The 23336-nt window shown below is 37.5% G+C and carries 31 protein-coding genes; 10 read left to right on the plus strand and 21 right to left on the minus strand.

The genetic code is table 11. The features are described from left to right. Positions 1–25: 25 nt before the first annotated feature. Entirely contained in the window at positions 26–379 is a 354-nt protein-coding gene (locus ACOI1C_RS15685) for a HesB/IscA family protein (protein ID WP_422511463.1), read from the minus strand. A gap of 73 nt (positions 380–452) precedes the next feature. After that, positions 453–1310 (minus strand): diaminopimelate epimerase, encoded by an 858-nt coding sequence (dapF, locus tag ACOI1C_RS15690; RefSeq protein ID WP_422511464.1) that lies wholly within the window; start codon positions 1308–1310, stop codon positions 453–455. A 221-nt stretch (positions 1311–1531) separates the two neighbouring features. On the opposite strand from dapF, the gene ACOI1C_RS15695 reads away from it, so the two are divergent. Further along, positions 1532–2233, plus strand: a complete 702-nt coding sequence (locus ACOI1C_RS15695) for a DUF2225 domain-containing protein (RefSeq protein WP_422511466.1) — start codon at positions 1532–1534, stop codon at positions 2231–2233. Positions 2234–2272: 39 nt separating this feature from the next. On the opposite strand, the gene ACOI1C_RS15700 is transcribed toward ACOI1C_RS15695, so the two are convergent. Together ACOI1C_RS15700 and ACOI1C_RS15705 are read right to left on the minus strand one after the other, a co-directional pair. Continuing rightward, positions 2273–2509: a YuzB family protein gene (locus tag ACOI1C_RS15700; protein ID WP_422511467.1), complete on the minus strand. Its 237-nt coding sequence runs from the start codon at positions 2507–2509 to the stop codon at positions 2273–2275. 132 nt (positions 2510–2641) lie between these two features. Continuing rightward, positions 2642–3187 carry a GNAT family N-acetyltransferase gene (locus ACOI1C_RS15705; RefSeq protein WP_422511468.1) on the minus strand — a complete coding sequence of 182 codons (546 nt, stop codon included), beginning with the start codon at positions 3185–3187 and terminating at the stop codon, positions 2642–2644. A gap of 382 nt (positions 3188–3569) precedes the next feature. Between ACOI1C_RS15705 and ACOI1C_RS15710 the strand changes: the two genes are divergently transcribed. After that, a complete protein-coding gene (locus tag ACOI1C_RS15710; protein WP_422511469.1) occupies positions 3570–4634 on the plus strand; it encodes an NAD(P)/FAD-dependent oxidoreductase in 1065 nt (354 codons plus the stop codon). 37 nt (positions 4635–4671) lie between these two features. On the opposite strand, the gene ACOI1C_RS15715 is transcribed toward ACOI1C_RS15710, so the two are convergent. Beyond that, positions 4672–4995, minus strand: coding sequence for a YuzD family protein (locus tag ACOI1C_RS15715; RefSeq protein WP_422511471.1), 324 nt, complete (start codon positions 4993–4995; stop codon positions 4672–4674). A 132-nt stretch (positions 4996–5127) separates the two neighbouring features. Here ACOI1C_RS15715 and ACOI1C_RS15720 point away from each other — a divergent pair, with 132 nt between their 5' ends. Beyond that, positions 5128–5355 (plus strand): NifU family protein, encoded by a 228-nt coding sequence (locus ACOI1C_RS15720; protein WP_422511473.1) that lies wholly within the window; start codon positions 5128–5130, stop codon positions 5353–5355. A 55-nt stretch (positions 5356–5410) separates the two neighbouring features. On the opposite strand, the gene yutH is transcribed toward ACOI1C_RS15720, so the two are convergent. Further along, positions 5411–6415 carry a spore coat putative kinase YutH gene (gene yutH / locus ACOI1C_RS15725; protein WP_422511475.1) on the minus strand — a complete coding sequence of 335 codons (1005 nt, stop codon included), beginning with the start codon at positions 6413–6415 and terminating at the stop codon, positions 5411–5413. A gap of 138 nt (positions 6416–6553) precedes the next feature. Between yutH and ACOI1C_RS15730 the strand changes: the two genes are divergently transcribed. Beyond that, positions 6554–7063, plus strand: coding sequence for a phosphatidylglycerophosphatase A (locus ACOI1C_RS15730; protein ID WP_422511476.1), 510 nt, complete (start codon positions 6554–6556; stop codon positions 7061–7063). 45 nt (positions 7064–7108) lie between these two features. Here the strand turns inward: ACOI1C_RS15730 and ACOI1C_RS15735 are convergent, their stop codons facing one another. Genes ACOI1C_RS15735 through ACOI1C_RS15745 form a run of 3 tightly spaced genes read right to left on the minus strand, consistent with a single transcriptional unit; the run spans position 7109 to position 9701 of the window. Further along, complete coding sequence (locus tag ACOI1C_RS15735; protein ID WP_422511477.1) at positions 7109–7879, minus strand: TIGR01457 family HAD-type hydrolase; 771 nt, start codon at positions 7877–7879, stop codon at positions 7109–7111. A gap of 59 nt (positions 7880–7938) precedes the next feature. Further along, positions 7939–8376: a DUF86 domain-containing protein gene (locus ACOI1C_RS15740; protein ID WP_422511479.1), complete on the minus strand. Its 438-nt coding sequence runs from the start codon at positions 8374–8376 to the stop codon at positions 7939–7941. 17 nt (positions 8377–8393) lie between these two features. After that, the gene (locus ACOI1C_RS15745) at positions 8394–9701 is read right to left on the minus strand and encodes an EAL domain-containing protein (RefSeq protein ID WP_422511481.1); all 1308 of its coding nucleotides are present in this window, start codon (positions 9699–9701) and stop codon (positions 8394–8396) included. Between the two features lie 281 nt (positions 9702–9982). Between ACOI1C_RS15745 and ACOI1C_RS15750 the strand changes: the two genes are divergently transcribed. Together ACOI1C_RS15750 and ACOI1C_RS15755 are read left to right on the plus strand one after the other, a co-directional pair. Then, positions 9983–10249: a DUF3055 domain-containing protein gene (locus ACOI1C_RS15750; RefSeq protein WP_422511483.1), complete on the plus strand. Its 267-nt coding sequence runs from the start codon at positions 9983–9985 to the stop codon at positions 10247–10249. A 56-nt stretch (positions 10250–10305) separates the two neighbouring features. Next, positions 10306–10617, plus strand: coding sequence for a cytosolic protein (locus ACOI1C_RS15755; protein ID WP_422511485.1), 312 nt, complete (start codon positions 10306–10308; stop codon positions 10615–10617). A 318-nt stretch (positions 10618–10935) separates the two neighbouring features. Here ACOI1C_RS15755 and ACOI1C_RS15760 read toward each other — a convergent pair whose 3' ends face one another. After that, positions 10936–11211: a YutD family protein gene (locus ACOI1C_RS15760; protein ID WP_422511486.1), complete on the minus strand. Its 276-nt coding sequence runs from the start codon at positions 11209–11211 to the stop codon at positions 10936–10938. 131 nt (positions 11212–11342) lie between these two features. On the opposite strand from ACOI1C_RS15760, the gene ACOI1C_RS15765 reads away from it, so the two are divergent. Next, positions 11343–12125, plus strand: a complete 783-nt coding sequence (locus ACOI1C_RS15765) for a YhcN/YlaJ family sporulation lipoprotein (protein ID WP_422511488.1) — start codon at positions 11343–11345, stop codon at positions 12123–12125. Positions 12126–12260: 135 nt separating this feature from the next. On the opposite strand, the gene lipA is transcribed toward ACOI1C_RS15765, so the two are convergent. Further along, on the minus strand, positions 12261–13145 hold the full coding sequence (gene lipA, locus ACOI1C_RS15770; RefSeq protein ID WP_422511490.1) for a lipoyl synthase: 885 nt from the start codon (positions 13143–13145) through the stop codon (positions 12261–12263). 252 nt (positions 13146–13397) lie between these two features. On the opposite strand from lipA, the gene ACOI1C_RS15775 reads away from it, so the two are divergent. Next, positions 13398–14378, plus strand: coding sequence for a M23 family metallopeptidase (locus ACOI1C_RS15775; RefSeq protein WP_422511492.1), 981 nt, complete (start codon positions 13398–13400; stop codon positions 14376–14378). Positions 14379–14717: 339 nt separating this feature from the next. On the opposite strand, the gene ACOI1C_RS15780 is transcribed toward ACOI1C_RS15775, so the two are convergent. Next, complete coding sequence (locus ACOI1C_RS15780) at positions 14718–15044, minus strand: hypothetical protein (RefSeq protein ID WP_422511493.1); 327 nt, start codon at positions 15042–15044, stop codon at positions 14718–14720. Positions 15045–15220: 176 nt separating this feature from the next. Here ACOI1C_RS15780 and ACOI1C_RS15785 point away from each other — a divergent pair, with 176 nt between their 5' ends. Continuing rightward, entirely contained in the window at positions 15221–15373 is a 153-nt protein-coding gene (locus tag ACOI1C_RS15785; protein ID WP_422511494.1) for a hypothetical protein, read from the plus strand. A gap of 22 nt (positions 15374–15395) precedes the next feature. Here ACOI1C_RS15785 and ACOI1C_RS15790 read toward each other — a convergent pair whose 3' ends face one another. The 3 genes from ACOI1C_RS15790 to yunB all read right to left on the minus strand — a co-directional run bounded on the left by ACOI1C_RS15790 (position 15396) and on the right by yunB (position 18352). After that, on the minus strand, positions 15396–16460 hold the full coding sequence (locus tag ACOI1C_RS15790; RefSeq protein ID WP_422511496.1) for a helix-turn-helix domain-containing protein: 1065 nt from the start codon (positions 16458–16460) through the stop codon (positions 15396–15398). Positions 16461–16660: 200 nt separating this feature from the next. Further along, the gene (locus tag ACOI1C_RS15795; RefSeq protein WP_422511497.1) at positions 16661–17503 is read right to left on the minus strand and encodes a dimethylarginine dimethylaminohydrolase family protein; all 843 of its coding nucleotides are present in this window, start codon (positions 17501–17503) and stop codon (positions 16661–16663) included. Positions 17504–17590: 87 nt separating this feature from the next. Continuing rightward, complete coding sequence (gene yunB / locus ACOI1C_RS15800) at positions 17591–18352, minus strand: sporulation protein YunB (protein WP_422511499.1); 762 nt, start codon at positions 18350–18352, stop codon at positions 17591–17593. Positions 18353–18452: 100 nt separating this feature from the next. Between yunB and ACOI1C_RS15805 the strand changes: the two genes are divergently transcribed. After that, on the plus strand, positions 18453–18689 hold the full coding sequence (locus ACOI1C_RS15805) for a hypothetical protein (RefSeq protein WP_422511515.1): 237 nt from the start codon (positions 18453–18455) through the stop codon (positions 18687–18689). 22 nt (positions 18690–18711) lie between these two features. On the opposite strand, the gene ACOI1C_RS15810 is transcribed toward ACOI1C_RS15805, so the two are convergent. The 6 genes from ACOI1C_RS15810 to ACOI1C_RS15835 all read right to left on the minus strand — a co-directional run. Next, positions 18712–19815, minus strand: a complete 1104-nt coding sequence (locus ACOI1C_RS15810) for an HD-GYP domain-containing protein (protein ID WP_422511501.1) — start codon at positions 19813–19815, stop codon at positions 18712–18714. Positions 19816–19961: 146 nt separating this feature from the next. Further along, positions 19962–20264 (minus strand): YunC family protein, encoded by a 303-nt coding sequence (locus ACOI1C_RS15815; RefSeq protein ID WP_422511502.1) that lies wholly within the window; start codon positions 20262–20264, stop codon positions 19962–19964. Positions 20265–20320: 56 nt separating this feature from the next. Beyond that, a complete protein-coding gene (locus ACOI1C_RS15820; protein ID WP_422511503.1) occupies positions 20321–21718 on the minus strand; it encodes a bifunctional metallophosphatase/5'-nucleotidase in 1398 nt (465 codons plus the stop codon). 21 nt (positions 21719–21739) lie between these two features. After that, positions 21740–22396 (minus strand): sulfite exporter TauE/SafE family protein, encoded by a 657-nt coding sequence (locus ACOI1C_RS15825; protein WP_422511517.1) that lies wholly within the window; start codon positions 22394–22396, stop codon positions 21740–21742. A 203-nt stretch (positions 22397–22599) separates the two neighbouring features. Further along, positions 22600–22962, minus strand: a complete 363-nt coding sequence (locus ACOI1C_RS15830) for a type II toxin-antitoxin system RnlB family antitoxin (RefSeq protein WP_422511505.1) — start codon at positions 22960–22962, stop codon at positions 22600–22602. Between the two features lie 176 nt (positions 22963–23138). Continuing rightward, positions 23139–23336: hypothetical protein (locus ACOI1C_RS15835; protein ID WP_422511506.1), on the minus strand; the 198-nt coding region annotated here is incomplete at its 5' end.

The following is a 23336-nucleotide window of genomic DNA, read 5'->3' on the forward strand; positions in this document are numbered from 1 at the left end:
AGTGGCAGTGGGAAGCTTTTTATATTTAACAATCCTCGGGTGTCCCCTCAACCGTTGCCGTTCTAAACGATGAACCACACCCACACCCTGCAATCGCATTCGGGTTATCGATGGTGAACCCTCCACCCATCATGGATTCTTTAAAATCAATTGTAACACCGTTAATGATGGGAGCACTTTCTGAATCAATTAGGACCTTTATTCCATGCTGTTCTAGTTCTATATCATCTTCGTTCTTCACTTCATCAAAACCTATACCATAGGAAAGACCACTACAGCCTCCACCTTTAACACCAACGCGTAAGAAAACGGCGTCATTGCCTTCTTCTTTCATCATATCTTTGATTTGAAAGCCTGCTGCTTCAGAAATTGTAATCATGAATGGCACCTCCTTTAAAGCTTTTATTATATAGTATACAGAGGTTCCTACTCTGTCTCAAACAAAGTGACTTTTATTGATAAATATATTCACCTGTACAAACAACCTCTGCAGGTCCAGTCATATATACGTCCCCATCATGGCTCCATGTAATGTAAAGGTCTCCTCCAGCAAGGTGCACGGTAGTTTTCATTCCTCTTTTTGTCTTTCCATTAAGAACAGAGGCAACAACAGCTGCACAAGCTCCGGTCCCACAGGCCTGTGTGATACCTGATCCTCGTTCCCATACTCGAAAATGTAGTTCGTCATCCTTTACAACCTGGACAAACTCTACATTCACGCTTTCTGGAAACCTAGGATCTTTTTCAAATACGGGTCCCAGACTATTTACGGGAGCTTCATTTATATCATCTACATACATAATACAATGTGGATTACCCATTGATACTGACGTAATAAAATAAGGCACCCCTTCTACTACAAAAGGTTCGTTTACGATTGTTTCAATTGAATCCCCTAACATCGGTATAGCTTCTCTGTTTAAAGAAGGCTTCCCCATATTAATCGTTACAGAATCTACTACTTCATTTTGCTCATGTACGGATGCTTCTACAAGGCCAGACAGTGTTTCTATTTGAAAATGTCTTTCTTGGACAAGACCACTTTCAAATACATACTTCGCCACACAACGAAGTCCATTTCCACAGTTCTTTCCTTCGGAACCATCGCTGTTAAATATCCTCATTTTAACCGAGGCGTTGTCAGATGGACAGATCAAGATAAGCCCGTCTGATCCAATACCCGTATGAACAGAAGCTACTTTAATCGCTAAGTCTGCAAGTATCTCTTCTCTTAACTCCGTTTTAAATGTATTAACATATATATAATTATTACCTAATCCATGCATCTTCGTAAAGGGAATTATCTCCATTATTTCACCTACTATACTTTTTTTACTTATAGCTATTTAGATTAAGTATAAAAGTATTTTGATCGTTATACAAACAAACACTTTAATAATTAGTTAGTCATTATTTTCATGGTAAAATATACTCAATAACTTCAATCGCTTTATAGGAATATAGTTGAGTATTTTTCTATTTTTTAGTATATTTATAATAAGCATAAAGGACGGGATAGGGGGACATGAACATGGAAAATCAGGAAAAGCTTTTTGATAGATCCGTAGTTTGTACGATTTGCTCACAGAATCATACAACAAAAAAAGTTCGTTACCGCTACATTCGAGCATTACGTTCCGATTCGGATTTTTGTTCCTATTATGAAGATGAAGAAAATAGCCCCCTTTTATACTATGTGAGTGTTTGTCCTAACTGCGGCTACGCAGCGTCTGATGAGTTTTCCACCTATTTCCCACCTAACTCAAAGGTTGCGATTGAACATGCATTTAGTTCGGGGTGGAAAAATAAAGACTACGGCAAAAAGCGTTCAGTAAAGGAAGCTATTGAAGCTTATAAACTTGCCATTTATTGTGCCACACTTAAAAAGGAAAAACACATTGTCCTAGCTGGTTTATATATGCGTCTTGTTTGGATTTTGAGAAAAGAAAGCATGACCGACCAAGAAGTTCGGTTTATGAAGTTAGCCGTGTCAGAGTATGTTCAATCCTATAGTAACGAAGATTATGAGTCTACTGACATGAGCCAAGTGAAGTTATTATATTTAATTGGGGACCTTTACAGAAGACTAAACGATGAGAAGCAAGCCATTCTTTATTTATCTAGAGTCATTCAACATAGAGAAGAAACACTCGAAAAAAGAATGATTGAACTTGCCCGTGAAGCATGGAAAGAAATCCGAGAAAGCCAAAAACTCAATCTGAAATCGAGTTAAAAAATGCCCTCTATTATATTTATAGAAGGCATTTTCTTATTAAAACATCGGGTTTTCATCGATGTATTGATAGATATTTTTCACTAATTCTTCTGGATCATTGCCTATGACAACATCCCCATTCACTAAAGCATAGAGGGTGTCAAAACATTTTCCACAATACCCAAGGCATCCATATTCAACGATGTCAAAATTCGGATCACGTTCAAGTACTTCCCTCGCCTTTTGAGCACCACTTGCTAGATTACTTATACAAAACTCAATTATCGGTTTCATCCTATTCACCTCTACGTTTAAAGGCTACCCTTTTTTTATTTATTCGTCAATTGTTTCGTAGCATTTTTTCAGGGATGCTCTTTATGAAAGTACCATCTTCACCGTCACTTCGACAGTAAAACAACCCTTGATTTACTGTTCATCCCATTCATTTATCAAAATACTGTATAAAAGAGAATCACGCCATCCGTCCTTTAGTAATAAATCTTCACGCATTCTACCTTCCCAAGTCATTCCAACCTTCTCCAAGACCTTCGTCGATTTAACATTTCTTGGATCACATGTTGCATAAATACGATGCAAATCTAACACTTTAAAACCGAATTCTATTAGCAGCTTGGCTACTTCTGTTGCATATCCCTTTCCCCAATAATCTCGATTTAAAATATACCCAATTTCTCCTGCCTTATTGCTTACATCCCGTATATTTAACTCACCTGCTCCAATCATCTTCCCAGTTTCCTTAACAGTAACCGCAAAAACAAATCGACTCCTAGAAACTCTCTTAGCCTCTTCTATAACTTGTCTCACAAAAGCTTCAGATTCTTCCTCAGAATTCGGTCCCCATGGTTGGTATTGACACACTACTTCTTGTGAAGCATATGAATGAACATCTATCCAATCAATTTCCACAAATTCACGCAAAGTTACTCTTTCACTTTCAAAACAACTAACCATCAGGAAAAACCCACTTTCTATTACTACATGGTACCACTTTTAGTATTTATTTTTAAATGCACAATGACATTGATAAAGAAAACAATTCCCTACGAACACTAAAGGTTAAAACCAGAAGAAGGGAGGGCGACTTTAAAAAAACTAGACATCCTACTTTAGCAAATCAAAAGTTCTTCCAAACATCCCGCTCATCCGGAGCTCCCCCGAAATAAAATAATTCTCTATTTTCACAAACATATTGTGATTCCTCATGATTTTCGTTATACTTTTCAATGGTATTTTCTTATTCAAAACAGTTATTAAGTATTATTTTATATAGAGATGCTTATTCTTTTATTAACAAGTAATTTTAGAGAGACTGCCCCATAAAAGGAGATAAAACATGAAACATCTAGTGTTACTTGGAGGCGGCTATGGAAACATGCGAGTATTGCTTCGTTTGTTACCTAACCAACTGCCCGACGATGTACAAATTACATTAATTGACCGAAATCCTTATCATTGTTTAAAAACCGAATATTACGCACTTGCAGCTGGAACGATCTCAGATCACCATATCAGAGTGACATTCCCTGAGCACCCGAGGCTTTCTATTAAGTACGGTGAAGTATCGAAAATTGATATTGACAACAAAATGATCTACCTTAATCAAGACACAGTGCAGTATGATGACTTGATTATTGGACTAGGTTGCGAAGATAAATATCACAATGTTCCAGGTGCAGAGGCGTTTACCTATAGCATTCAAACAATTGATCGATCTAGACATTCTTACCAAGCATTAAATAATTTGGGTGCGAATTGTGTTGTTGGAATTGTGGGAGGGGGACTCAGCGGTGTCGAGCTTGCTAGTGAGCTAATCGAAAGTCGTCCAGATCTTCAAATCAAGCTCTTTGATAGAGGAGATCACATTCTTTCCATGTTCCCAGAGCGTTTAAGTAATTATGTTGAAAATTGGTTTAATTCCCATAAAATTGAAGTTATTAACCGCGCTAACATTACGAAGCTTGATGAGAAAACAGTTTACAATCACGATGAAGCTATCCATTGTGATGTTATTGTTTGGACAGCAGGAATCCAACCAAACAAAATTGTACGAGAGCTAGAAGTGGAGAAGGACCCACAAGGCAGAGTAATTATTACGAATCATCATAACTTACCCATTGATGAGCATGTTTACGTCGTGGGCGACTGTGCAAGCTTACCTCATGCACCTAGCGCACAGCTCGCTGAAGGACAAGCGGAACAGATTGTTCAAGTATTACAAAAGCGTTGGGCAGGCGTTGAGCCTCCTGCTGAGTTCCCACCAATTAAGCTTAAGGGTGTTCTTGGTTCTCTTGGGAAAAAACAGGGCTTTGGACTTTTAAATGATCGCCCGTTGATGGGCAGAGTACCAAGACTCTTAAAATCAGGTATTTTATGGATGTACAAACACCATAAAGGATGAAATATAAAAAATCCTTTAGACTCATGTCTAAAGGATTTTATTCTTTATAGCCATACTTTTCTAATTCAGCATAAATTGTTTTCAGTCTTGGGTTCCCTTCTCCAACGATCTCACCTTTTATGACAACCACTGGATAAAACATATCCTCCTCAATGACTCTTTGAGCGAATTCAGACTTATCTTCGTCCTGTGGAGGCTCAAATATATCTACATAAACAATTGAAAAAGCTTGACTCGGAAACTTTCTACTAATGGCTGCTTCAAGCCATTCATATGTTTCTTTTGAAGAAGGCATGTTCACACAGCTAGGACATAAGACAGCTGCCCCGTATACACAAACCTCAACTTGTTGAAATGTCATTTTTGCACTTCCCTTCCTCCCTATTTTAAACGAAACTAACAGAAAATGCCTTAACTTAAGTTTCCAATACGGAAAAATAGATTTTTTATGTAAAAGTCATTATAATAGAAGTATGGAAGGGAGTCGATAAAAATGGAAATGCAAGAGCAAGTATTAGAGGTATTAGATAAGCTTCGTCCATTCCTACTTCGTGACGGTGGAGATGTTGAATTAGTAGATATTGAAGACGGTATTGTTAAATTACGTTTATTAGGTGCTTGTGGTAGCTGCCCAAGCTCAACGATTACGCTAAAAGCAGGAATTGAACGCGCACTTTTAGAAGAAATTCCTGGTGTCATTGAGGTAGAACAAGTTTTTTAATACTAATTATTGTAGCGCTCTCTATTACTAGGGAGCGCTTTTTTTACAATGAAGTTTAGCCAAGCCAATTTATTTTAGGGATGTTTGTTCTTTTTGTTCGATAACCTATAATAAAATGCACCTCTCGAAGTAGCTTTTCAAAATCACTAGATCGTTTAAGCATCTGCTGAAGCTCGTCTTGCCTTATCATTTTTTGTTCTTCATCGTTTGTTTTATAATAGGCTTCAATACATTCAAAATAATGCACGGGAAACTGTAACCTCGAATAGAACAGTCTCCATGAAAACGTGGAAAGAGGACTAATGGTTTCATACTCGTTCACCAGCTGAAGATAGGATTCACCTGAACGCTGCTGACCCCAATAGGAGGATCTCACCCATTCAACTAAGTCACGGCTAGGATGGTCATACACCCAGTCTGTCGGTAGCTTGATAAATTGCTCAAACTGCCAGCATTCCGGATTGAAGCGGTGGTGACAGACTGTTCCAGCATCAATTTCCCCGGGCTGGTCATCCATTTCAGTATCAACTAAGTATTGTATAGCATTCTCTGTTAACCCTACATAATATGGAAAGGACTCAACAAAAAGTCTTTCAAAGGTTTCACTTGGGTGATTCCTAACTTTCATTAGCCAAAATTGTTCCATCTGATCCAATCGCTTCTCCCACAGAGATTTCCATTGCCCAATTCTAACTAAATGCTGAAGTGGAAACGACATTCGTTTTCCTCTCTTGTGGAATTTTGCAAGCTCTACTCCGAGCGATTGTTGTCTCACCATTATATTTGTTTCATATGGACATTTTAAAAGCACAAATAATAAATCATCTGCTTTATTAATGATCTCCCCTCTTTTGTTTTTGACAATGCTTGCCACATGATGATCGCCTTTTTGGAGGTAAAACTCACCCAATTGCGTCATTTCTTCTACTTCATCTGTATCTAAATGAGAAACAGGAACAACCAAATATGTAACATTACGTGACTTGTATTTTTCATACGAACGAAATGTTCCATTCGGTTCTGCCTTTAAGTTAAATAAAGTTTGTAAATGCTCCTTCATATTCCGTTTCCCCCTTTTAGGACATTTATATGTTATCTAAGGAGAAAACTTGTAATAAAAGTGTGCTTTTTAAGAATAAATTAATAGTCAACGGAAACTATGAGTAAGAAGTCATACTGTTATAGAAAGGTAGGTCCTATGGAAAATTCCAAATTATCCAAGCTAGAAAAGGCAGCGAGAAAGTGGTTAATTGAACGTGGTGTTACTGTTGAAGATATCGCAGATCTTGTTTATTTTTTACAAGTGAAGTATCATCCAGACCTAACAAAGGAAACTTGCATCCATAACGTTGAAAAGGTGTTGTCTAAACGTGAAGTCCAAAATGCAATTCTTACTGGAATTCAGCTAGACGTTTTAGCTGAGAAAAAACAACTTGAGGAGCCTCTACAGCACTCCATTGAAATTGATGAAGGGCTATATGGAATTGACGAAATAATCGCATTGTCGATCGTAAACGTTTACGGTTCTATCGGTTTTACTAATTTTGGTTATATCGACAAACTTAAACCTGGTATTCTAGGACTGCTCAATGATAAGTCAACAGGGAAGTGCCATACTTTCTTAGATGATATCGTCGGGGCCATTGCTGCGGCTGCCTCTAGTCGGTTGGCCCACAGTGCCGCTGCGAAGGAAGAAGAGAATCAGTAGTGATATAACAAAACGCTTGAGCTAAATCAAGCGTTTTGTTTACCTTTATATCTTCTCCATCCATTCCTCAAGAGAATGAATCACATATGTAGGCTGAATTTCTTCTTTACTAAGATGCTCTTTTGTCGTTACTCCTGTGTGTACAAGTAACGTATCTACCCCTGCTCTGATTCCTGCAAGGATATCTGTATGATAATTGTCACCGATCATTAACGTCTTTTTGGGATCGGTCCCAATTGCCTTTAGAGCTTGCTCCATTATAATACTCTCCGGTTTTCCGATGAAGATTGGGGCTACCTCTGTTGAAACGGCTACAACTGATGTAATAGAGCCATTGCCTGGTAAAAAGCCACGTTCTGTTGGAAGGGCAATATCACCATTTGTTGAAATAAATGTGGCTCCCGCTCTAACTGCTAAACATGCAATGGCAAGCTTTTCATAATTTATACTGCGATCAAGACCCACAATGACAAAGTCAGGTTCTTCTTCCTTAATTGTAAATCCCTTTTCAATCATCGCTTGACGAAGGCCTTCCTCCCCAATTATATAGACAGAAGCATCAGCTTTCTTCTCATAAATAAAGCTCGCTGTGGCTTGACTCGTCGTGAAAACTTGATGAATATCTGCTGGAATTTCGAATTCTTTTAGATGCTGTGCGACTTGTTCAGGTGTCTTAGTTGAATTATTCGTCACAAATAAATAAGGAATCCCTTTATCATGTAAAGCTCGGACAAAATGACACGCTTCTAAAATTCGTTCCTTCCCTCTATACATCGTCCCATCTAGGTCAATTAAATATCCTTCATATTGTTTCATTAATTTTTATGCCTCCTCCAAATTTATACAGAAAGAAAAATCGCTTCAACTAGAAGCGATCAGCTTTTAAATGCACTCACAGGTCCAAGCTCATTTTGCAAATAGGTTCTGACATCGTTTGGAAATGATTTAATCGAGTCCAATTCCTCTAAGAACGTTTTTGCCAGATTGTCGTGGTTAACAGAAATATACTCTTGAACCAGTAATTTTCTAAAAGAAATAACCTTTTTTAATGAATCGGCTTGATCCTTACGTATTACCTTTTCATCCTCTAAAATATCAATAATATCCTCGTAGCTTCCTGGGTCTCTCATAATAAATCCGTCAATCATTGAATTTCCTACATCTAGAATGGACTCAATGATTAAATGCCCAATACGTTCTAAGGCAAGCTTTAGTATGGGTTGCTTCCATCCTTTGTTTTCTTGTAATAAAGTGATTAATGACTCTAAATACACTAAAATACTTTCAATTTTTTCACGGTCTACAAAATACATGGACACTTAACCTCACTTTATAGGGGGTGTACTGTGTTTGGTAGGATATCCGGTCTTGCATAGAAATACCCTTGAGCTAAATCGACATTGTTCCTGGAAAGAACGGATGCCTCTGCTTCTTTTTCAATACCCTCTGCTACCACGATCGAGCCTGTTTCTTTAGCTATTAATAGAAGCCCTTTTAGCATCGATTCCTTGACCTTATTCGTATCAATATCTTGAATAACAGATCGATCAATCTTAATAATATCAGGGAGGACCTCACTAATAGTATGTAGACTTGAATATCCGGCACCGGTATCATCAACCGCTATACGGAATCCCATCATCCGTAAAGCTTTGATATTATCAACGAAATGCTTAAATCCGTCGATCGAGTCTCTTTCTGTAATTTCAAAAATGACCTTGTAAGCATCAACCTGGCTATACTTTGTTAACATTCGTCTAACTGCCTTAATAAATTCGGGATTCCCTAATGTTATTGGAGTAAAATTAATAAATATTAGCTGAAGACAACCTGTTTTCACAATTTGATCGAAGGCTTTTTCGAGAACAATTACCTCTAATTCAAATAAAAGGTTCGTTTGCCGTGCTACAGAAAAAAGCTGAAGTGGATTTTCCATTGAAGTACCTTTAGGACCTCTTGACAAAATCTCCCATGCTTTAATTTGTTTAGTTGCGACATCAATAATAGGTTGTGCGAGTAGCTGGATATCTTTATGATGAATGACTCGGTTCATCTCAAATAACAGGTCATTATACTTTGAGTGCGTCTTTCTTTCGGTCATCGCATTCGCTTGTTGATAAGATCTTGAAATCGCCTCTTCAGTGGAGTATTGATTTATTTCAATGAACATGTATCCCGTGTCAAAGGTAAATGAGACCTCAATATACCGTTTTGAAAGAATAGCCGCAACCATTCCAGTGATCTCATTGATTAGCTTTTCAATTTCAAAAAAGCTCTCTTTTTCATGTTGAACTTTAATGATTAAGGCATGTCCGTTATTAGAATGCTTATGTAATGAAATGATGCTTGTATCCGGAAATACATGCTGTATGGATTTTGTAAATGCCTCTTTCATATCCTGTTCATATTGCCTCATATCATTAATCTCAAATGATTGAGTTAGCTCATCTAAGTTAGAATGATTAAAAACAATGACAGCTGCTTGGTGGCCTTGCTTAAAGCATGTATCTACACCTTCGATTATAGGATTTCGAAGAACAAAGGAAGGCGGATAAAATCGAAGGAGCTTAGTAGGTAATATGATCTTGCTCCACTTTTTAATTGCTTGATTATAAATTTGCCAAGGCCTCTTGGACATATTTAGTTCCCCTTTTCAGCTGGTACTTATCAGAACTCATGCTGTTTTGTTTATAATGTAATTTCTTTATATTCGCAAAGTTTAAACAATTTTCTATTCCAGCTCCAGCACCCAGTCTTTCGAGATATACAGAAGCTTAACGAGGTGCTCGCACCTTTTGTTCTATTTTATCACATTATGACAAATTTCTCGTTTCTTTCCTAAAAACTTTACGACTTTTACAAAAAAATCGTAAAAAGTGATAAGATAGTATCTATATGAAATTTGAGGAGGCTTTTCTTATGGCAGAGCGTATGTACTTATATGATGATACAGTTCAGACGAAAACAAGATTCGTTAGCTTTATGGGTGATAACAAACGATATGATTTAGCTATTATGATGTCTGATCGTTATTACGGGAAGCATTTAGTTTTGGATATTCAAGGTGGCCGATTTGCAATTATTGGTGAGGATGATCTTGAAGAGCCTGGCTATTTAGAGGAAGTATATAATTTAAACGAAGAAGATGCTCAAGAGCTTCGTTCATTTTTATATGAGTTTGTTTAATAAAGTTATGTCCTAAGGGGAAAATATCATGATAAACCTAAAAAGAGGTGATATCAATGGTAAACGAGGATAAACAGAAAGAAACCTATACCGATTTCTCAAATGTAGAAGCAATGCGAAACTACATCGTACCAAACCACATGCCAGAAGGACCCTACGGCTGCCCAATTGGAGCTAATGAGCCCGTACAAAACAAGCATACCCCTTGGAAAAAGGGACAACGAACCTATAGTGCATTCAACTATGAGTTCAAAAACCTACACCAAGATATACCAAGACAATACCCAGGTGCTCACCCAAACCATGATGACCCAGACGTAAACGAAGAACCCCCTAACACAACATCAAGCTTTAGTCATGAAAAATAGAAATCGGGTATCCCGATTTCTATTTTTATGTTTTTATCTCTTTAATTTTAGGTTTAGGGTTAGGTTTGAGTTTGAGTTTGCGTTTGAGTTTGCGTTTGAGTTTGCGTTTGCGTTTGGGTTTGCGTTTGGGTTTAGGTATTGATCAAGGTTTTTGGAACAGAGGCTGCCTTTCCCCGATTATGCTTCTCCCACTACCCACCTGAATGTAATTCAGGTGCCACGCGTAGTGTGGTTCCCAAAATGAAAAAAATCCAAATGAAAAGCTCGCTTTTCAGTTTGGATTTTTTTCATTTTGGAAATAAGGGAGTGGGACCTCTCTTACTTTTTTATCTTCCGCAAAACAAAATAAGCACAACCAAAATTGCAGTACTCATATAAATACTCTTTTAACGTACTAATCTTCGTATCATATGTAGCTTTTTGATTTTGATCCTCAAAAAATCCTTTTAACCGAAGCTGATTATAGCCCCAATCCCCAACGATATAATCGTACTTATTTAAAATTTCACTATATCTATTACGGAAAGCCTCTTCATCAAAACTCTCTCGGTAATTTTCAATGACTTCATAACTTAAATGATTGATTTGAATCATGCTCTCACCTCTTATTTTCTCTATTTTACCATAAAACAATTGTAAAAAAAGCTAATTGAATTAGACTTCACCAACAATTTCTAAGAAGAAAAAATTCAAAATAGGCTAAGCTACTAAATAAGGGGGTGACTATGTTGAAAAAATCATTACTTTTAGTTGGTATTTCATCATTATCACTGTTAACTGCTTGTCAATATGAAGCTTTTTCTGAGGATAAGGAATTTTACAAAGAATCTGGGAATGCGGTTCATGTGTCTGATAAAAATGAAATGTATAACAGCAAAGGTGATAATGGTGGGGATAATGATATCGGGACGGACTATGGATTTGTTCGTCACCAGAAGAGCCCCATTCCAAATGACCGAGATAAGTATAAGGCAAACTCCGAAATGCCTAATGTTGACCGTGAAAAAGTGGCGGACATGATTACTAAAATGGCGATTATCCTGCCCGATGTAAATGATGTGGGTACACTCGTTACAGATGAGGAAGTACTAATTGCTTATGAAACCGATTCTGAAAATCGCTTTGAAACAGCTGATCAAGTAAAGAAGACTGCGATTTCTATTGTGCCTAGATATTACCATGTCTACGTTTCTGATGATCCATTAATGATTGATGAAATTCAAAAATACGGTCGTTTGGATGCTAATAGTCGCGACATTGATCGTATTTTAGATACGACTGTTAAAGAAATGCTACATTCACCACAAGGTAGAAAACTTAGTGATGGAGAAAATGCAAATGGTGAAATGTTGAATGAGATCAATGAAGGCGTTGGCGATGAGGATATGAATAAGGGCGGTACTAAAACAGATACAAAAAACATGAACAACAAGAACGACGAGAATAACGAAACAGACAGTAACAATACAGACACTAACGATAGATCCTATCGAAACAACCGTTTATAAGTGAAAATGAGATGCGGCTTTGTTCAGCCCAAAATGCTATTGATTGGCCTTAGAATATTTGACCACAGGTGGACTCCTGCGCTGGAACTAGTGTAAGAAAAAAAGGTTCAACTCAGAAATTGAGTTGGACCTTTTTTAAGCTTGTTGTCTTGCTGCATTTACTTGTTCGTCTGCATGATAAGAAGATCTGACTAAAGGACCAGATTCACAGTGGCTGAACCCTTTACCTAAGGCGATTTTCTTTAATTCAAGAAATTCATCCGGATGGTAATATTTCTCTACATTCAGATGTTTTTTGGATGGTTGTAAGTATTGTCCAATTGTTAGAATATCTACATGATTGTCACGTAGGTCATCCATTGCTTCAATTAGATCTTCCTTCGTCTCACCAAGACCAATCATGATGCTTGATTTCGTTGGGATATCAGGTTGCATTTCCTTCGCCCTACGTAAAAACTCCAATGAACGATCGTACTTTGCTCTTGCTCGAACCCTGTCAGATAATCTTCGGACTGTCTCAATATTGTGATTTAAAATATCAGGACGAGCATCCATCAATGTTTTTAAATTCTCATACACACCATTCATATCAGAAGGTAAAACCTCAATGGTTGTAAAAGGATTTTTTCTTCTAATGGCACGCACAGTTTCAGCAAAAACCGCTGATCCACCATCCTTCAAATCATCTCTGGCAACTGCTGTAATCACAGCATGCTTAAGCCCCATTAACTGGACACTGTCTGCTACGCGCTCTGGCTCTAACAAGTCTAATTCATTGGGAAGACCTGTCTTCACCGCACAAAAACGACAAGCCCGAGTGCAGATATCACCTAGTATCATGAATGTTGCTGTTTTTCTTACTGCCCAGCATTCATGGATATTCGGACATTTTGCCTCTTCACACACAGTATGAAGGTTTTTTTCGCGCATCATTTTTTTTAGGCCTGTATAATTGTCATTCGTATTAAGTTTAATCTTTAACCACTCAGGCTTTCGAACGTATTCCTCATTCTTGGCCAAACCAATCACTCCTGTATGTAGTACTCTAGTTTACTTTTTGCATGTACTAACTTTACCATATAGGAAAAATATAAGCCAACATAGTTATCTAAAAATACACTGGTTTTTAACCTCGAAAGTATTACCAAAAATTCGCAATTATGTTTTGAGCCATTCTTCTGCAAACTAACGATATGAAAAAATAGCCTATGTTCGAATTTGTTTACCATGTATCAAATTCTTTTTCGAGCATGAAAGAAAGGAGTATAACTAGTGAAAAGATGTTTAGTAATGCTACTTCTCTTGTCAATCATATCCCCATCACTTGCTAATGCCAATCCAACTGAACAGGCGAAGCTCTATGAAAAACGAATGGACTTATATACAAAGATGGAGACTGTGACTCAAATCCCTTGGTATTACTTAGCTGCTGTTGATCAATATGAACGTAATTTGCGATATTCGAGAAAAGATCTGCCTAAACCAGAAGGAGCAATCGGTATTTTTTTTCAGCCTGACGTATGGAGTGGTGCACTCAACCCTACTGCTGATGATGCTAACCCTGTTACGATAGCCACTTTTGGCGGCGTGGGGCTCGATGGTAATGGCGATGGAATAGCTAGTCGTTCAGATGACGAGGATGCTCTTTATACGATTGCTCATTTCATTGAACTCTATGGAGCAGACCACGACAATCTCAAGATTGCTCTTTGGGAATACTACCAACGGGATAAAACGGTCGATATTATTATGGGGCATATGAAGGTGTTTAAGCATTATGGAACTTTAGATTTGGATAAGCATGCTTTCCCAGTGCCACTTCGAAGTAATCATAGCTATAAGAATACATGGGGGGATCGCCGAGGTTGGGGTGGTCGAAGAATTCATGAGGGAACTGATATTTTCGCAGGATACGGTGTGCCTGTTCGATCTACATCTTATGGTGTAGTTGAAACAAAGGGCTGGAATAAATTTGGGGGTTGGCGTGTTGGAATCAGAGATTTAAACAATACGTATCATTATTTTGCACACTTGAATGGGTTTGCGAAGGATTTACAGGAGGGGCAAATTGTAGAACCGGGCATGATCATTGGGTCAGTAGGAAGCTCAGGTTATGGACCTCCAGGAACAGCTGGTAAATTCCCTCCCCACCTGCATTACGGCATGTACAAGGACAACGGCATTACAGAGTGGGCCTTTGATCCATTCCCTCACTTGAGAGTTTGGGCACAACAAGAACGAAAAAGAAAGTAAGGAAACGAAAGGATGTTCTGAGGCCACTGAAAAAGTAACTACTATCTAAAAATGAGCTATTTTAGGGAGCATATGTTGATTGGAACGGATGTGCTAGGGCACCCGCGGGATGCGTGGGACAGGTGAGACCCCAAAGGCGTTTACGCCGAGGAGGCTCACCGCCCACCCCGGGGAATGGTGCATCCTTTAGTGGAAATCAACCACTCTTCTAACCAGCAACATAGTTTACTAAAACAGCCTTTCTTAAAACACTTCCAAATAGACACTTATTTGAACTTTTTAAAAACAATCGGTTTGGAGAATGTGATTCTGAGTATAAGGAAGAATCACTATTTTAAATTACCCGATAAAGTAATCCTTATAATAGATAAATGTTGCCACTGCACTTATCACAATAAACAGAATCATTCCTAGTATGATTGGATTTAGTTTGAATCTGAAAACCTTGATTTCACCACCTGCGTCTATTCCAGTCGTTCCTTTTATGTATCCCGTTTCATGATTTCCTTGTTGTACAGAGTTCATCTGTAACATCCAAACTAAACCGAATAGGGCAAGACCTCCTAATAATGCCATGTCAATTGGGTTCCATCCTAGCAAAAGGGAAATAACGTAAATTAATACGGCTTCTACAATGACAGTACCTAGTACAATTAAAACTTTCATTGTGGCACATCCTTCATTATGATTTGAGTATATATACGGTTGATATCGTAAAAGGTTTCGGAAAATTATGGTTTTTTCAGGCTTCATTCAACAGGGAGAAGCCTTAGTTCAAAGAATAGATCCATCACTTATAAAGCAAGATAGTGATATGTAATGTAAAATACAGGGGGGTTCCTATGAAAAATGATGAGAAAATTGATAAAGCTGAACGTACTATTTGTGAATCCATTTCAGAGGATAAGTATTTTTGGAACGAGCTTCATATTCTTGTTGAGGACGGAGTAGAAGCAAGTCGTGAGGATTCAAACACAAAAAAGCAGACTACATGATGTCTGCTTTTTTGTTTGTACATTACTTTTTAATGAACTTACCAACATATTTCAATTCATTCACATCAATATCGTCAGCTCCACCATCCAGGATGGACTGAATACCTGTCAGTATATCTTGCAGTATCACTGATTCTCCTTTAATACCCGTGTATTCCTCTGCTACAAAAAATGGTTGTGATAGGAAAGCTTCTAACCGTTCTCCTCTGTGAAAATGCTGAACATCGTCCTTATGGATTCGATTAAGACCAATTTCATTGACGAGTGTGCGGACTTCACGATATCTTCTAAGATACTTTTTAGCTCTTCTTTGAACTGTTAGATGGTTTGAATCTACTAAAGCATCTTCTAGTATAATTGAAGTCGAAAGAACAGGATTCACCGACGGATAGATCTTTCTAGCCACTAAATCCATGTCAAATTGCCATAGGGTATCTAATGGTCCGTATGGATCCTCTTCATCTACTACTTCACCACTTGGATCAAATAAAAGTGTTGTGAGCGGAGGAAATTCTGCCTCCTTCATTCGATCTCGTAGTGTGTATAAATCACCTGATAGGACAACTGAACGGTCTGTTGCTAGCACTACTTTTTCTTTATCATCGATGATTCTCAGCCATTCAATTAAGTCCTCTATATTTCTGAAAACGTGATCTGCTGTACTTCTGATATCCTCAATATTTGGGTAGTCTGAAATGGTTTGTAAAAAAACAGTTTGATAACCTCGTTTGCTTAAGCGATTAAAAACTTCCGCTACAACCACCAATTGACCCATATTCGTTCTTGCAACAAGCCCAGTTGTCCCACCTTGAACTAATGGAGCAAACAGATCAAATACTTTAATACCCGTTTCAATTTTATGAAAAACATCACTTCGAATGATTAATTCATCAAGAGTGCATTTTGCTAAGTCAGCCAATGCCACCAATGTTTTAACCTCGGCCCGTCCAACTGGAATTTTACCTGTACATAAATTAGAAACAGTTGCTGAGCGAAGTCCAACAGCACGAGCAGCAGTCGTTAAATTAGGAACATTTCGTTTCAGTAAGGCTACATTCAAATGTAAATTTTCCGACAATACAATCACTCTCCCTATGAATAATACGATACTCCATTTTACTCTAAAGAGCAATATAAATTACCTTTTAATTTATGTATCTTATAATTTGTTTAAATATATCTCCTAAATAATGAAAAGGAACGAAGAAAAACGGAGGAAGGTTTATCCCTCAGATAAAAAAAAGGACAAACCCTGGTCAGTTGTCCTAAGCTGATATTAAATAATTTTCATCCCCTATAAAGAGGTAAGCTACAACAACGAAATGCTCCACCGGATTTGATTATTTCAGAAAAATCGACTTCAATCACTTCATACCCTCGGTTTTGGAGTTGCTTATTCACTCCTTCATTCATTGGTAAACTAAATACCTTCTTATCTCCAATAGAAAGGATATTGGTTCCTAATGTAGCCTGTTCCGTTTCGGAAACCTCGATCAATTCATACCTTTTTGAGAGTAATGCCTCTTTTTCCTCACTTAGCTCCCCCGGATAAATTAGGGCTTCTGTTGGAGAGAGGATATTAAAAATCACGTCCAAATGTAAAAACTGATCACTAAAAGGTAGTGGTATGACTTCATATTCAGGTAGAAGGGACTTCAGATGGAGGATCGCGCCATCATGCGTACGATTACTCACCCCAACATATAGGGTCTTACCATCGACCATAACGTCTCCACCTTCGATGTGATCCTTCATCAGGTCGTGATGGGTGATAGCTGCTTCATTAAGAGCATGAATTAAACCCTCCTCCTCTCCTATCCTTGGAGGATGAGCCATCTTAGCAATATACATCTCACTACCTAAGGCAAAGCCAATGTCCCGTGTAAAAACTCCTTCAGAGTATTGCTCCATTGGAGGTAGATACATCACGTCTACATGATGTTCTCGAAGTTTTTTGACAAATTCTCCGTGCTGACTCATTGCTTTATCTATTTCAATAGTCGATTTCACAGATTCTCCGTTTTTCACATATAGTGAATTTCCATATGACATAAACTTGGGTTTACATACGATTACTTTTTGTAATCGGTCGTATTCATTGAAACAATGGACTCCGGATTGTTGTAGCATAATTCCCTCCTATGAAAGAATACCTACTACTACTATCTCCTTATTAAAACTAAATATGACAAAAAGTTCCACGGAAGAAAGAAAGAATCAATCCGGACTTATGTCAATAGAAGGACTTGCACCATCTCCACCGTTATTGTAAAATTCCGGAACTTTCCCTTGAATTAATGGTGCTCCAATTGGAATGGTTCGTTCGACCTTTGTGATTTCTGTTGCGAACGGAATAATAACCTGAATATTAACAATGACATGGATAGAGATATACATTTGTGAATTATTTATACCTAGATCTTTTGTTTCTATAACAACTTGCGTTTGGCCCTCACCTACTGTAGTAAACTTAACAGGAATTTTAGGACCAAGATTCCCCAATAATGCCATTCCAGTTGCTTGACCTAATGGTACTTCTCTGATAATACCAGGTGACAACTTAGTTCTTTGCTCAATTTCCGATTCTGATAAGTTCTCCAACTCATCTAATTTACCTGCTTCTGCTAACTTTAAATACTTATGAACTAAATTTGTTACTTCTGACTGAACCTTATTAACCATAGCGGTATCTGGATTTACCAATGCTATTTCATTGTTATTATCTTTATGAATAATAATAAGTTTTTCAACATCTATGCCTTCAACCAATTTTTGATCAACGGCTTTATTGATTGCAATAGTCGCCACTCTTTCAATCTCTAACTCAGCATATTTTAACAACGTCGGCTCTATCCCCGCGTTTACAACCCAAAGTCCAAAGGCAGTTGAAAACATGAAAAATACAAATGAGATTAATAACACATAACGAAAAGGTAATGGTCCTTTACGCGGTGGGCGTATTCCATAAAACTTTCCCAAAGCTGATCCCCCCTTTACAAGAAATGTATGCGGAAGTTGTCTCGGATAAGCCAACTTATTCTCGAAATACTGATATGCCCTTTTTTAACAAATTTATTATATCCTTACTCGAACTAGTTCATGGAGAAACAAATTTGCTACTTTCCTTCAGGAGGGTGTGAATAGGGGAGAGTTTCATCCTAAGCAACCTATTAAAACAATTGTAGACTTTCTATTGAATGTTCTGGACGGACTCTCCCTTCATCACCAGTTAGGTGGTAGGGAGGTTGTGGATATTGACGGTGAAGTAGATGCACTAATCTTTTATTTAGAAGCAATTCTATTGAAAAAGAGCTAATAGAATACAAACTATTAGCTCTTTACACTTTTTCTTGCTTAGAGGCTAAACTACACCCCGTAATCATGACATCTAGCATGTCCTTCAAATCAATCTCATATGGCTCGACACTTTGATTATTCACTTCTAAGATCCGAATCACGGGTCGATCGCAATATCCTTGATTCTGTCCGATGACTATTCCTGTGCTTCTATCACTGAGTGTAACAGTTAAACCAATAGGGTAGATGGCTACAGCTTTACGGAACGCTTTTACAATAACTGTTTCAAATTGCTGGCCTGCACCTGCATATAGAATTTCAAGACCTTCATGTGGTAGCATCGCTTGACGATAAACACGATTGGAAGTAATCGCATCAAACACATCTGCCACTGCTAGTATTTTGCCAAAAACATGTATATCTTTACTCGTTACTCCTCTTGGGTAACCGGAGCCATCCAAGCGTTCGTGATGCTGAAAAGCACAGTGTGCGGCAATGAGAGGGATATTTGGCAAGTTACGTAATAAATCAAATCCGTTCATCGCATGCTTTTTTACCTCTTCATATTCTTCCGACGTTAGTCGTCCAGGCTTTAACAATATCTCTTTTGGTGTTAGCATCTTCCCAACATCGTGTAGTAATGCACCAAGTCCAAGTTCTTCGAGCTGTTTGTCAACCAGCTTTAGCTCCATACCAATTGCTAGTGAATATAATGTCACATTAAAAGAGTGTGCAAAAATGTAGTGATCATGAATCATAACATCGGACAGTAGAGTTAACAGCTCTTTATTTCCCTTTAGCTCGATCAGTAAAGAACGGATAATTTGAGAAAACTGCTTCGTTGATTTTTCTAAAGCAAGGGCATTTGCCATTGGTGAATGACCTACTTTTAAATCCTTAAATGCCTTTTCAATAGATTGAATGGCCTCTTTTCTAGTCTTATCAGAGATCGAGTTTTTGATTTCAATATCCTTTGTATGTTCATCATCAATGTAAACAAAGGTAATTCCTAATTCTTCTAATCGACGAATCATTCGGTCTGTCAAAGGGATGCCTTTATTGATCAGTACTTGACCTTTATTGTTAAAGATTGCTTTATCTAATTTTATTCCAGGTCTTATGGACTCGGTAGCTACTAACCGCATAGTACTCCCCTTATTCTAGTATGAGATACTAATAGTATAGTACAAAGTACATAATGTGTAAGTAGCCTTTTCAAAAAAATTGACGAAACCTGTCAAATTTCTGCTTTGACAGGTAGTTGGAACAATATTTCTTTTGATATTAACGATTAAAGCATTTTAATTAGGGCATCTTTTCCTATGGTTCCGACAGTAATCCCAAGATTCTCTGCTTCATACGTGACTGATTCTAGAGGAGCTTCTAGAAGTTGTTCAATCGTCCGGACTCCAACTGCTCTTCCTGCAATGATTTTGCGATCCTTCAATTTCTCATTTAGTAAGGCTACGTCTAAAGCTCCGCACATAATATAGCCTTTTTCTGTCGTGATCGCCAAAAAGTTTGTTTTAGGTAGATTCACGGTAATGGCTGTAAACTGATGTTGATCAATCATAATTGGTGTCATTATTACCATTCTTTCACACCCCTTTCCTACTTCAATTTATGAAGAGGAAAGAAGAATCGTGTCAGTTACAATGCGTTTCTAAGCAACTTCCACTTTAATAAATCTCGTAACATTTCAGGAAGAAAGTATTGTTTTTCCTTTGCATGTGAGATCTCTGGATACAGACGGCCAAACGTAAACATGTCTAAGGTTGCCACAATATAGTTCCGTTCAGACTCAATCGGTTCCCCGTGAATAAAGATATCTGTAACATGAGGTAAGCCGTCCTCTAAGATGATCGTATGAACATCAACACCGTCATACTCCATTTTCCCTAGCACTTCTCCTCGAAAACCGAAGCCTTTCATTTGAAGCTGCTCCATTCTTGGCGATGCGGCTTGAAGAATAACCTCCTTCAATTCAGCCCCTCGTAACACAACCTTACAAGGATTAATTGGATGTGGACAAATTCGGTGCAAGTCACCCACTGTAATATCACCTTTTGGAAGGGACTCTAAGAGGACACCGCTATTCACCATTCCTATTTCTGCTTCGCACCATTCGCGGATAGCTTCTGCTAGCATGGAAGGAAGGATTGATGAATGAAACCACTTTACTTCAAGTTCTTTTGATGTTGTAGTGATTTTTTTATCTAATATAAGCTGTGCATGTATGATTTCATCCCGCAATGAAGAAGCTGTCTCTTCGCAATCCTTCACGTCTTCCATCGAAAATACAGTTGGAATCATGTCTGTTACCCTTTTCTCCTCAGGTTCAATTAGTAATTTAACATGCCCAACATTCATCCCGAATTTACCAGCACCACACAACATGGTCTCGTTTACTTTCAGCCCATCCTGCAACAAATGGTGGGTGTGGGCACCCAGAATAAGGCTGACTTCGTCTATTTCTCTTGCCAACCGTTCATCCTCAGTAATACCTAAATGTGAAAGAACAACAACAAAATGGACTCCAAGGTCTTTTATTTCCTTAACAAGTGCAGGTAAAAGATCAAATGGATCTTTTACATCCCAATCTAAGAGTTCATAAAATTTTTGATAGGGAACTGTCAAACCAATAATCCCAAGTTTCGTTCCACTTCCCGTTTCGTGAATGGCATAAGGTTTTGCCCAGTTTGGTCTTGCCCCATTTTTCTCAAACAGGTTGGCTACTACCACATTAAAATTAGCTTCTATGTAAAGATCATCAAGTTGTCCCTTCGATAAGGTAATTCCCTCGTTATTACCGATTGTGACATAATCATAACCAAGCTGATTCATTAAACGGATGTTTGCCTTTCCAAGGGTTGCTTCACTAATGGGATGAAAGCGATCCACGTGATCTCCAATGTCAAAGACTAGCATCTCTTCACCATTTTTTTGATGTAATTGTCTCTTTTCATTTATAAAATTTACAACCTTTGGCCAATTTTTAAAATGACTATGCAAATCATTAATGTGATATAGATGTATGTGCTCTTTCATTATTTTACACCTCAGCTTTCGTTAGCCAATACCTTCATAAATAAGCTTAGCCCCTACAATTAATAAGAAAAACCTTACTAGTAAAATGATGATTGTCGGCTTTGTTTTTGTACTGATGTATGAGCCAGCTTTAGCACCTATCCATGCACCTGGGATTAGAGTTGCCGCATATAACCACTCGATATTTCCAAGGTAGAAATGAGTAAGTGAACCCGTTATAGAGGATAAAAAAATTAAAAACATTGAGGTTGCGATTGCGACATGTGGTGGGAATCGGAACAAAACCAACATAGCAGGCACCATCAATGCCCCACCTCCAATCCCGAAGAGGCCAGAAGTTAAGCCAACAATGAAAGAAATCAAAATGGCAAAGCTCGCTTGATAGCCATACTCGTAACGTACTCCATTATGATCTACAAATGTCTTTTTCATTCCTTTAATAGGAGTGTTTATTGGTTTTAACCTTCCTTGCAAAAAAAGAAAAGTGGAGATGAGAATAATAAAGAGTCCAAAATATAAAGAAAAGGTAGTTGTATCTAAGTAACCGTTAATCCAAGATCCTACAATGGCTCCTGGGCCACTACCCATAAAAAATAGAAGTCCACTCTTTATATCTACTAAACCCTTTTTATAATACAAAATCGCAGAAGACAAACCTGTTGCCATAACAGAAAGAATCGAGTAAACAAATTAACCCCTTATATTTTAACTACGAAGAAATAGAATATGAGAAAAATGAAACTTTTGGAAATGAAAATAAAAAAGCCTTTCGGCTTTTTTTGAAATTTACATAATTAAAGATATTAAAGCTCTGAATGTAGCTTACAAATATTTCATTCCGTTCTAACAATTTCTTCCATATCCCTTTTCATCTTTTAGACTTAAATAGAGATACCATGAAGTAAAAGTTTTTTCTGACTGTTATTCAGAATTGAATTATTTATAACTTCCGGATATTTTCTTAATGTATTATTTGCTTTTATTCTTAACTCATTTTTTCTTTCTATTTGAACAAAATTAAAAGAATTAAAGTTGATTTTCCCATTATCACAAATTAGCTCAATAAATCGATCAGAATTATTCCCTGAATGTAAGATACTATCCACAAGTACTCGTCCAGTACATTCAAACACATTTTCAACTTCGAATTTCTTAATTGTGTATATAGGACTATCTGAACTTAATGCGGTTAGAAGAGCAAAATAAGAAGAGTCATTCAAAATTTCGATCACGACATTCTTCATTAATAGACCTCCTAAAATACAGTATAATACTTATCAAGTAATTCTAGATTACTAATTATTAAAGCCCTTGCTTCTTCCATAGTTTTGAGAACCCTTGTGATTCCACTCTTATCCCAATGGTTTAATGTATTCCTATGTTTACGGTAAAAGTTATAAAGTTCGTTAATATATGTTACCTAGTCAATAGAAAAATGTTTTTGATGACCAACTTGGAGCTGACGATCTTCAGGATCAAGTGACCCGGGGACAGGTTCAAAGCAGCTAAAACCATGTGATTCATCTTCTTCTTTAATTATACCCTTATTAATAAATATTTTATCATGCGTGTTGATTCCAATAAAATCCAAAAAAAGTATACCAAAAAGGACACCTTC

This window comes from Bacillus sp. DJP31, assembly GCF_049310945.1.
Lineage (GTDB): Bacteria > Bacillota > Bacilli > Bacillales > SA4 > Bacillus_BS.

Excerpts from the sequence above, each read along its gene's own strand:
- ACOI1C_RS15820 (WP_422511503.1), bottom strand. The coding sequence starts at position 21,718 with ATGAAAGAGCACATACATCTATATCACATTAATGATTTGCATAGTCAT.
- ACOI1C_RS15755 (WP_422511485.1), top strand. The coding sequence starts at position 10,306 with ATGGTAAACGAGGATAAACAGAAAGAAACCTATACCGATTTCTCAAAT.
- ACOI1C_RS15795 (WP_422511497.1), bottom strand. The coding sequence starts at position 17,503 with ATGCTACAACAATCCGGAGTCCATTGTTTCAATGAATACGACCGATTA.
- ACOI1C_RS15815 (WP_422511502.1), bottom strand. The coding sequence starts at position 20,264 with ATGGTAATAATGACACCAATTATGATTGATCAACATCAGTTTACAGCC.
- ACOI1C_RS15700 (WP_422511467.1), bottom strand. The coding sequence starts at position 2,509 with ATGAAACCGATAATTGAGTTTTGTATAAGTAATCTAGCAAGTGGTGCT.
- ACOI1C_RS15745 (WP_422511481.1), bottom strand. The coding sequence starts at position 9,701 with ATGTCCAAGAGGCCTTGGCAAATTTATAATCAAGCAATTAAAAAGTGG.
- ACOI1C_RS15685 (WP_422511463.1), bottom strand. The coding sequence starts at position 379 with ATGATTACAATTTCTGAAGCAGCAGGCTTTCAAATCAAAGATATGATG.
- ACOI1C_RS15740 (WP_422511479.1), bottom strand. The coding sequence starts at position 8,376 with ATGTATTTTGTAGACCGTGAAAAAATTGAAAGTATTTTAGTGTATTTA.
- ACOI1C_RS15780 (WP_422511493.1), bottom strand. The coding sequence starts at position 15,044 with ATGAAAGTTTTAATTGTACTAGGTACTGTCATTGTAGAAGCCGTATTA.
- yutH (WP_422511475.1), bottom strand. The coding sequence starts at position 6,415 with ATGAAGGAGCATTTACAAACTTTATTTAACTTAAAGGCAGAACCGAAT.
- dapF (WP_422511464.1), bottom strand. The coding sequence starts at position 1,310 with ATGGAGATAATTCCCTTTACGAAGATGCATGGATTAGGTAATAATTAT.
- ACOI1C_RS15830 (WP_422511505.1), bottom strand. The coding sequence starts at position 22,962 with ATGAAGAATGTCGTGATCGAAATTTTGAATGACTCTTCTTATTTTGCT.
- ACOI1C_RS15715 (WP_422511471.1), bottom strand. The coding sequence starts at position 4,995 with ATGACATTTCAACAAGTTGAGGTTTGTGTATACGGGGCAGCTGTCTTA.
- ACOI1C_RS15765 (WP_422511488.1), top strand. The coding sequence starts at position 11,343 with ATGTTGAAAAAATCATTACTTTTAGTTGGTATTTCATCATTATCACTG.
- ACOI1C_RS15735 (WP_422511477.1), bottom strand. The coding sequence starts at position 7,879 with ATGAAACAATATGAAGGATATTTAATTGACCTAGATGGGACGATGTAT.
- ACOI1C_RS15760 (WP_422511486.1), bottom strand. The coding sequence starts at position 11,211 with ATGATTCAAATCAATCATTTAAGTTATGAAGTCATTGAAAATTACCGA.
- ACOI1C_RS15720 (WP_422511473.1), top strand. The coding sequence starts at position 5,128 with ATGGAAATGCAAGAGCAAGTATTAGAGGTATTAGATAAGCTTCGTCCA.
- ACOI1C_RS15705 (WP_422511468.1), bottom strand. The coding sequence starts at position 3,187 with ATGGTTAGTTGTTTTGAAAGTGAAAGAGTAACTTTGCGTGAATTTGTG.
- ACOI1C_RS15785 (WP_422511494.1), top strand. The coding sequence starts at position 15,221 with ATGAAAAATGATGAGAAAATTGATAAAGCTGAACGTACTATTTGTGAA.
- ACOI1C_RS15810 (WP_422511501.1), bottom strand. The coding sequence starts at position 19,815 with ATGCGGTTAGTAGCTACCGAGTCCATAAGACCTGGAATAAAATTAGAT.
- ACOI1C_RS15695 (WP_422511466.1), top strand. The coding sequence starts at position 1,532 with ATGGAAAATCAGGAAAAGCTTTTTGATAGATCCGTAGTTTGTACGATT.
- ACOI1C_RS15750 (WP_422511483.1), top strand. The coding sequence starts at position 9,983 with ATGGCAGAGCGTATGTACTTATATGATGATACAGTTCAGACGAAAACA.
- ACOI1C_RS15710 (WP_422511469.1), top strand. The coding sequence starts at position 3,570 with ATGAAACATCTAGTGTTACTTGGAGGCGGCTATGGAAACATGCGAGTA.
- ACOI1C_RS15730 (WP_422511476.1), top strand. The coding sequence starts at position 6,554 with ATGGAAAATTCCAAATTATCCAAGCTAGAAAAGGCAGCGAGAAAGTGG.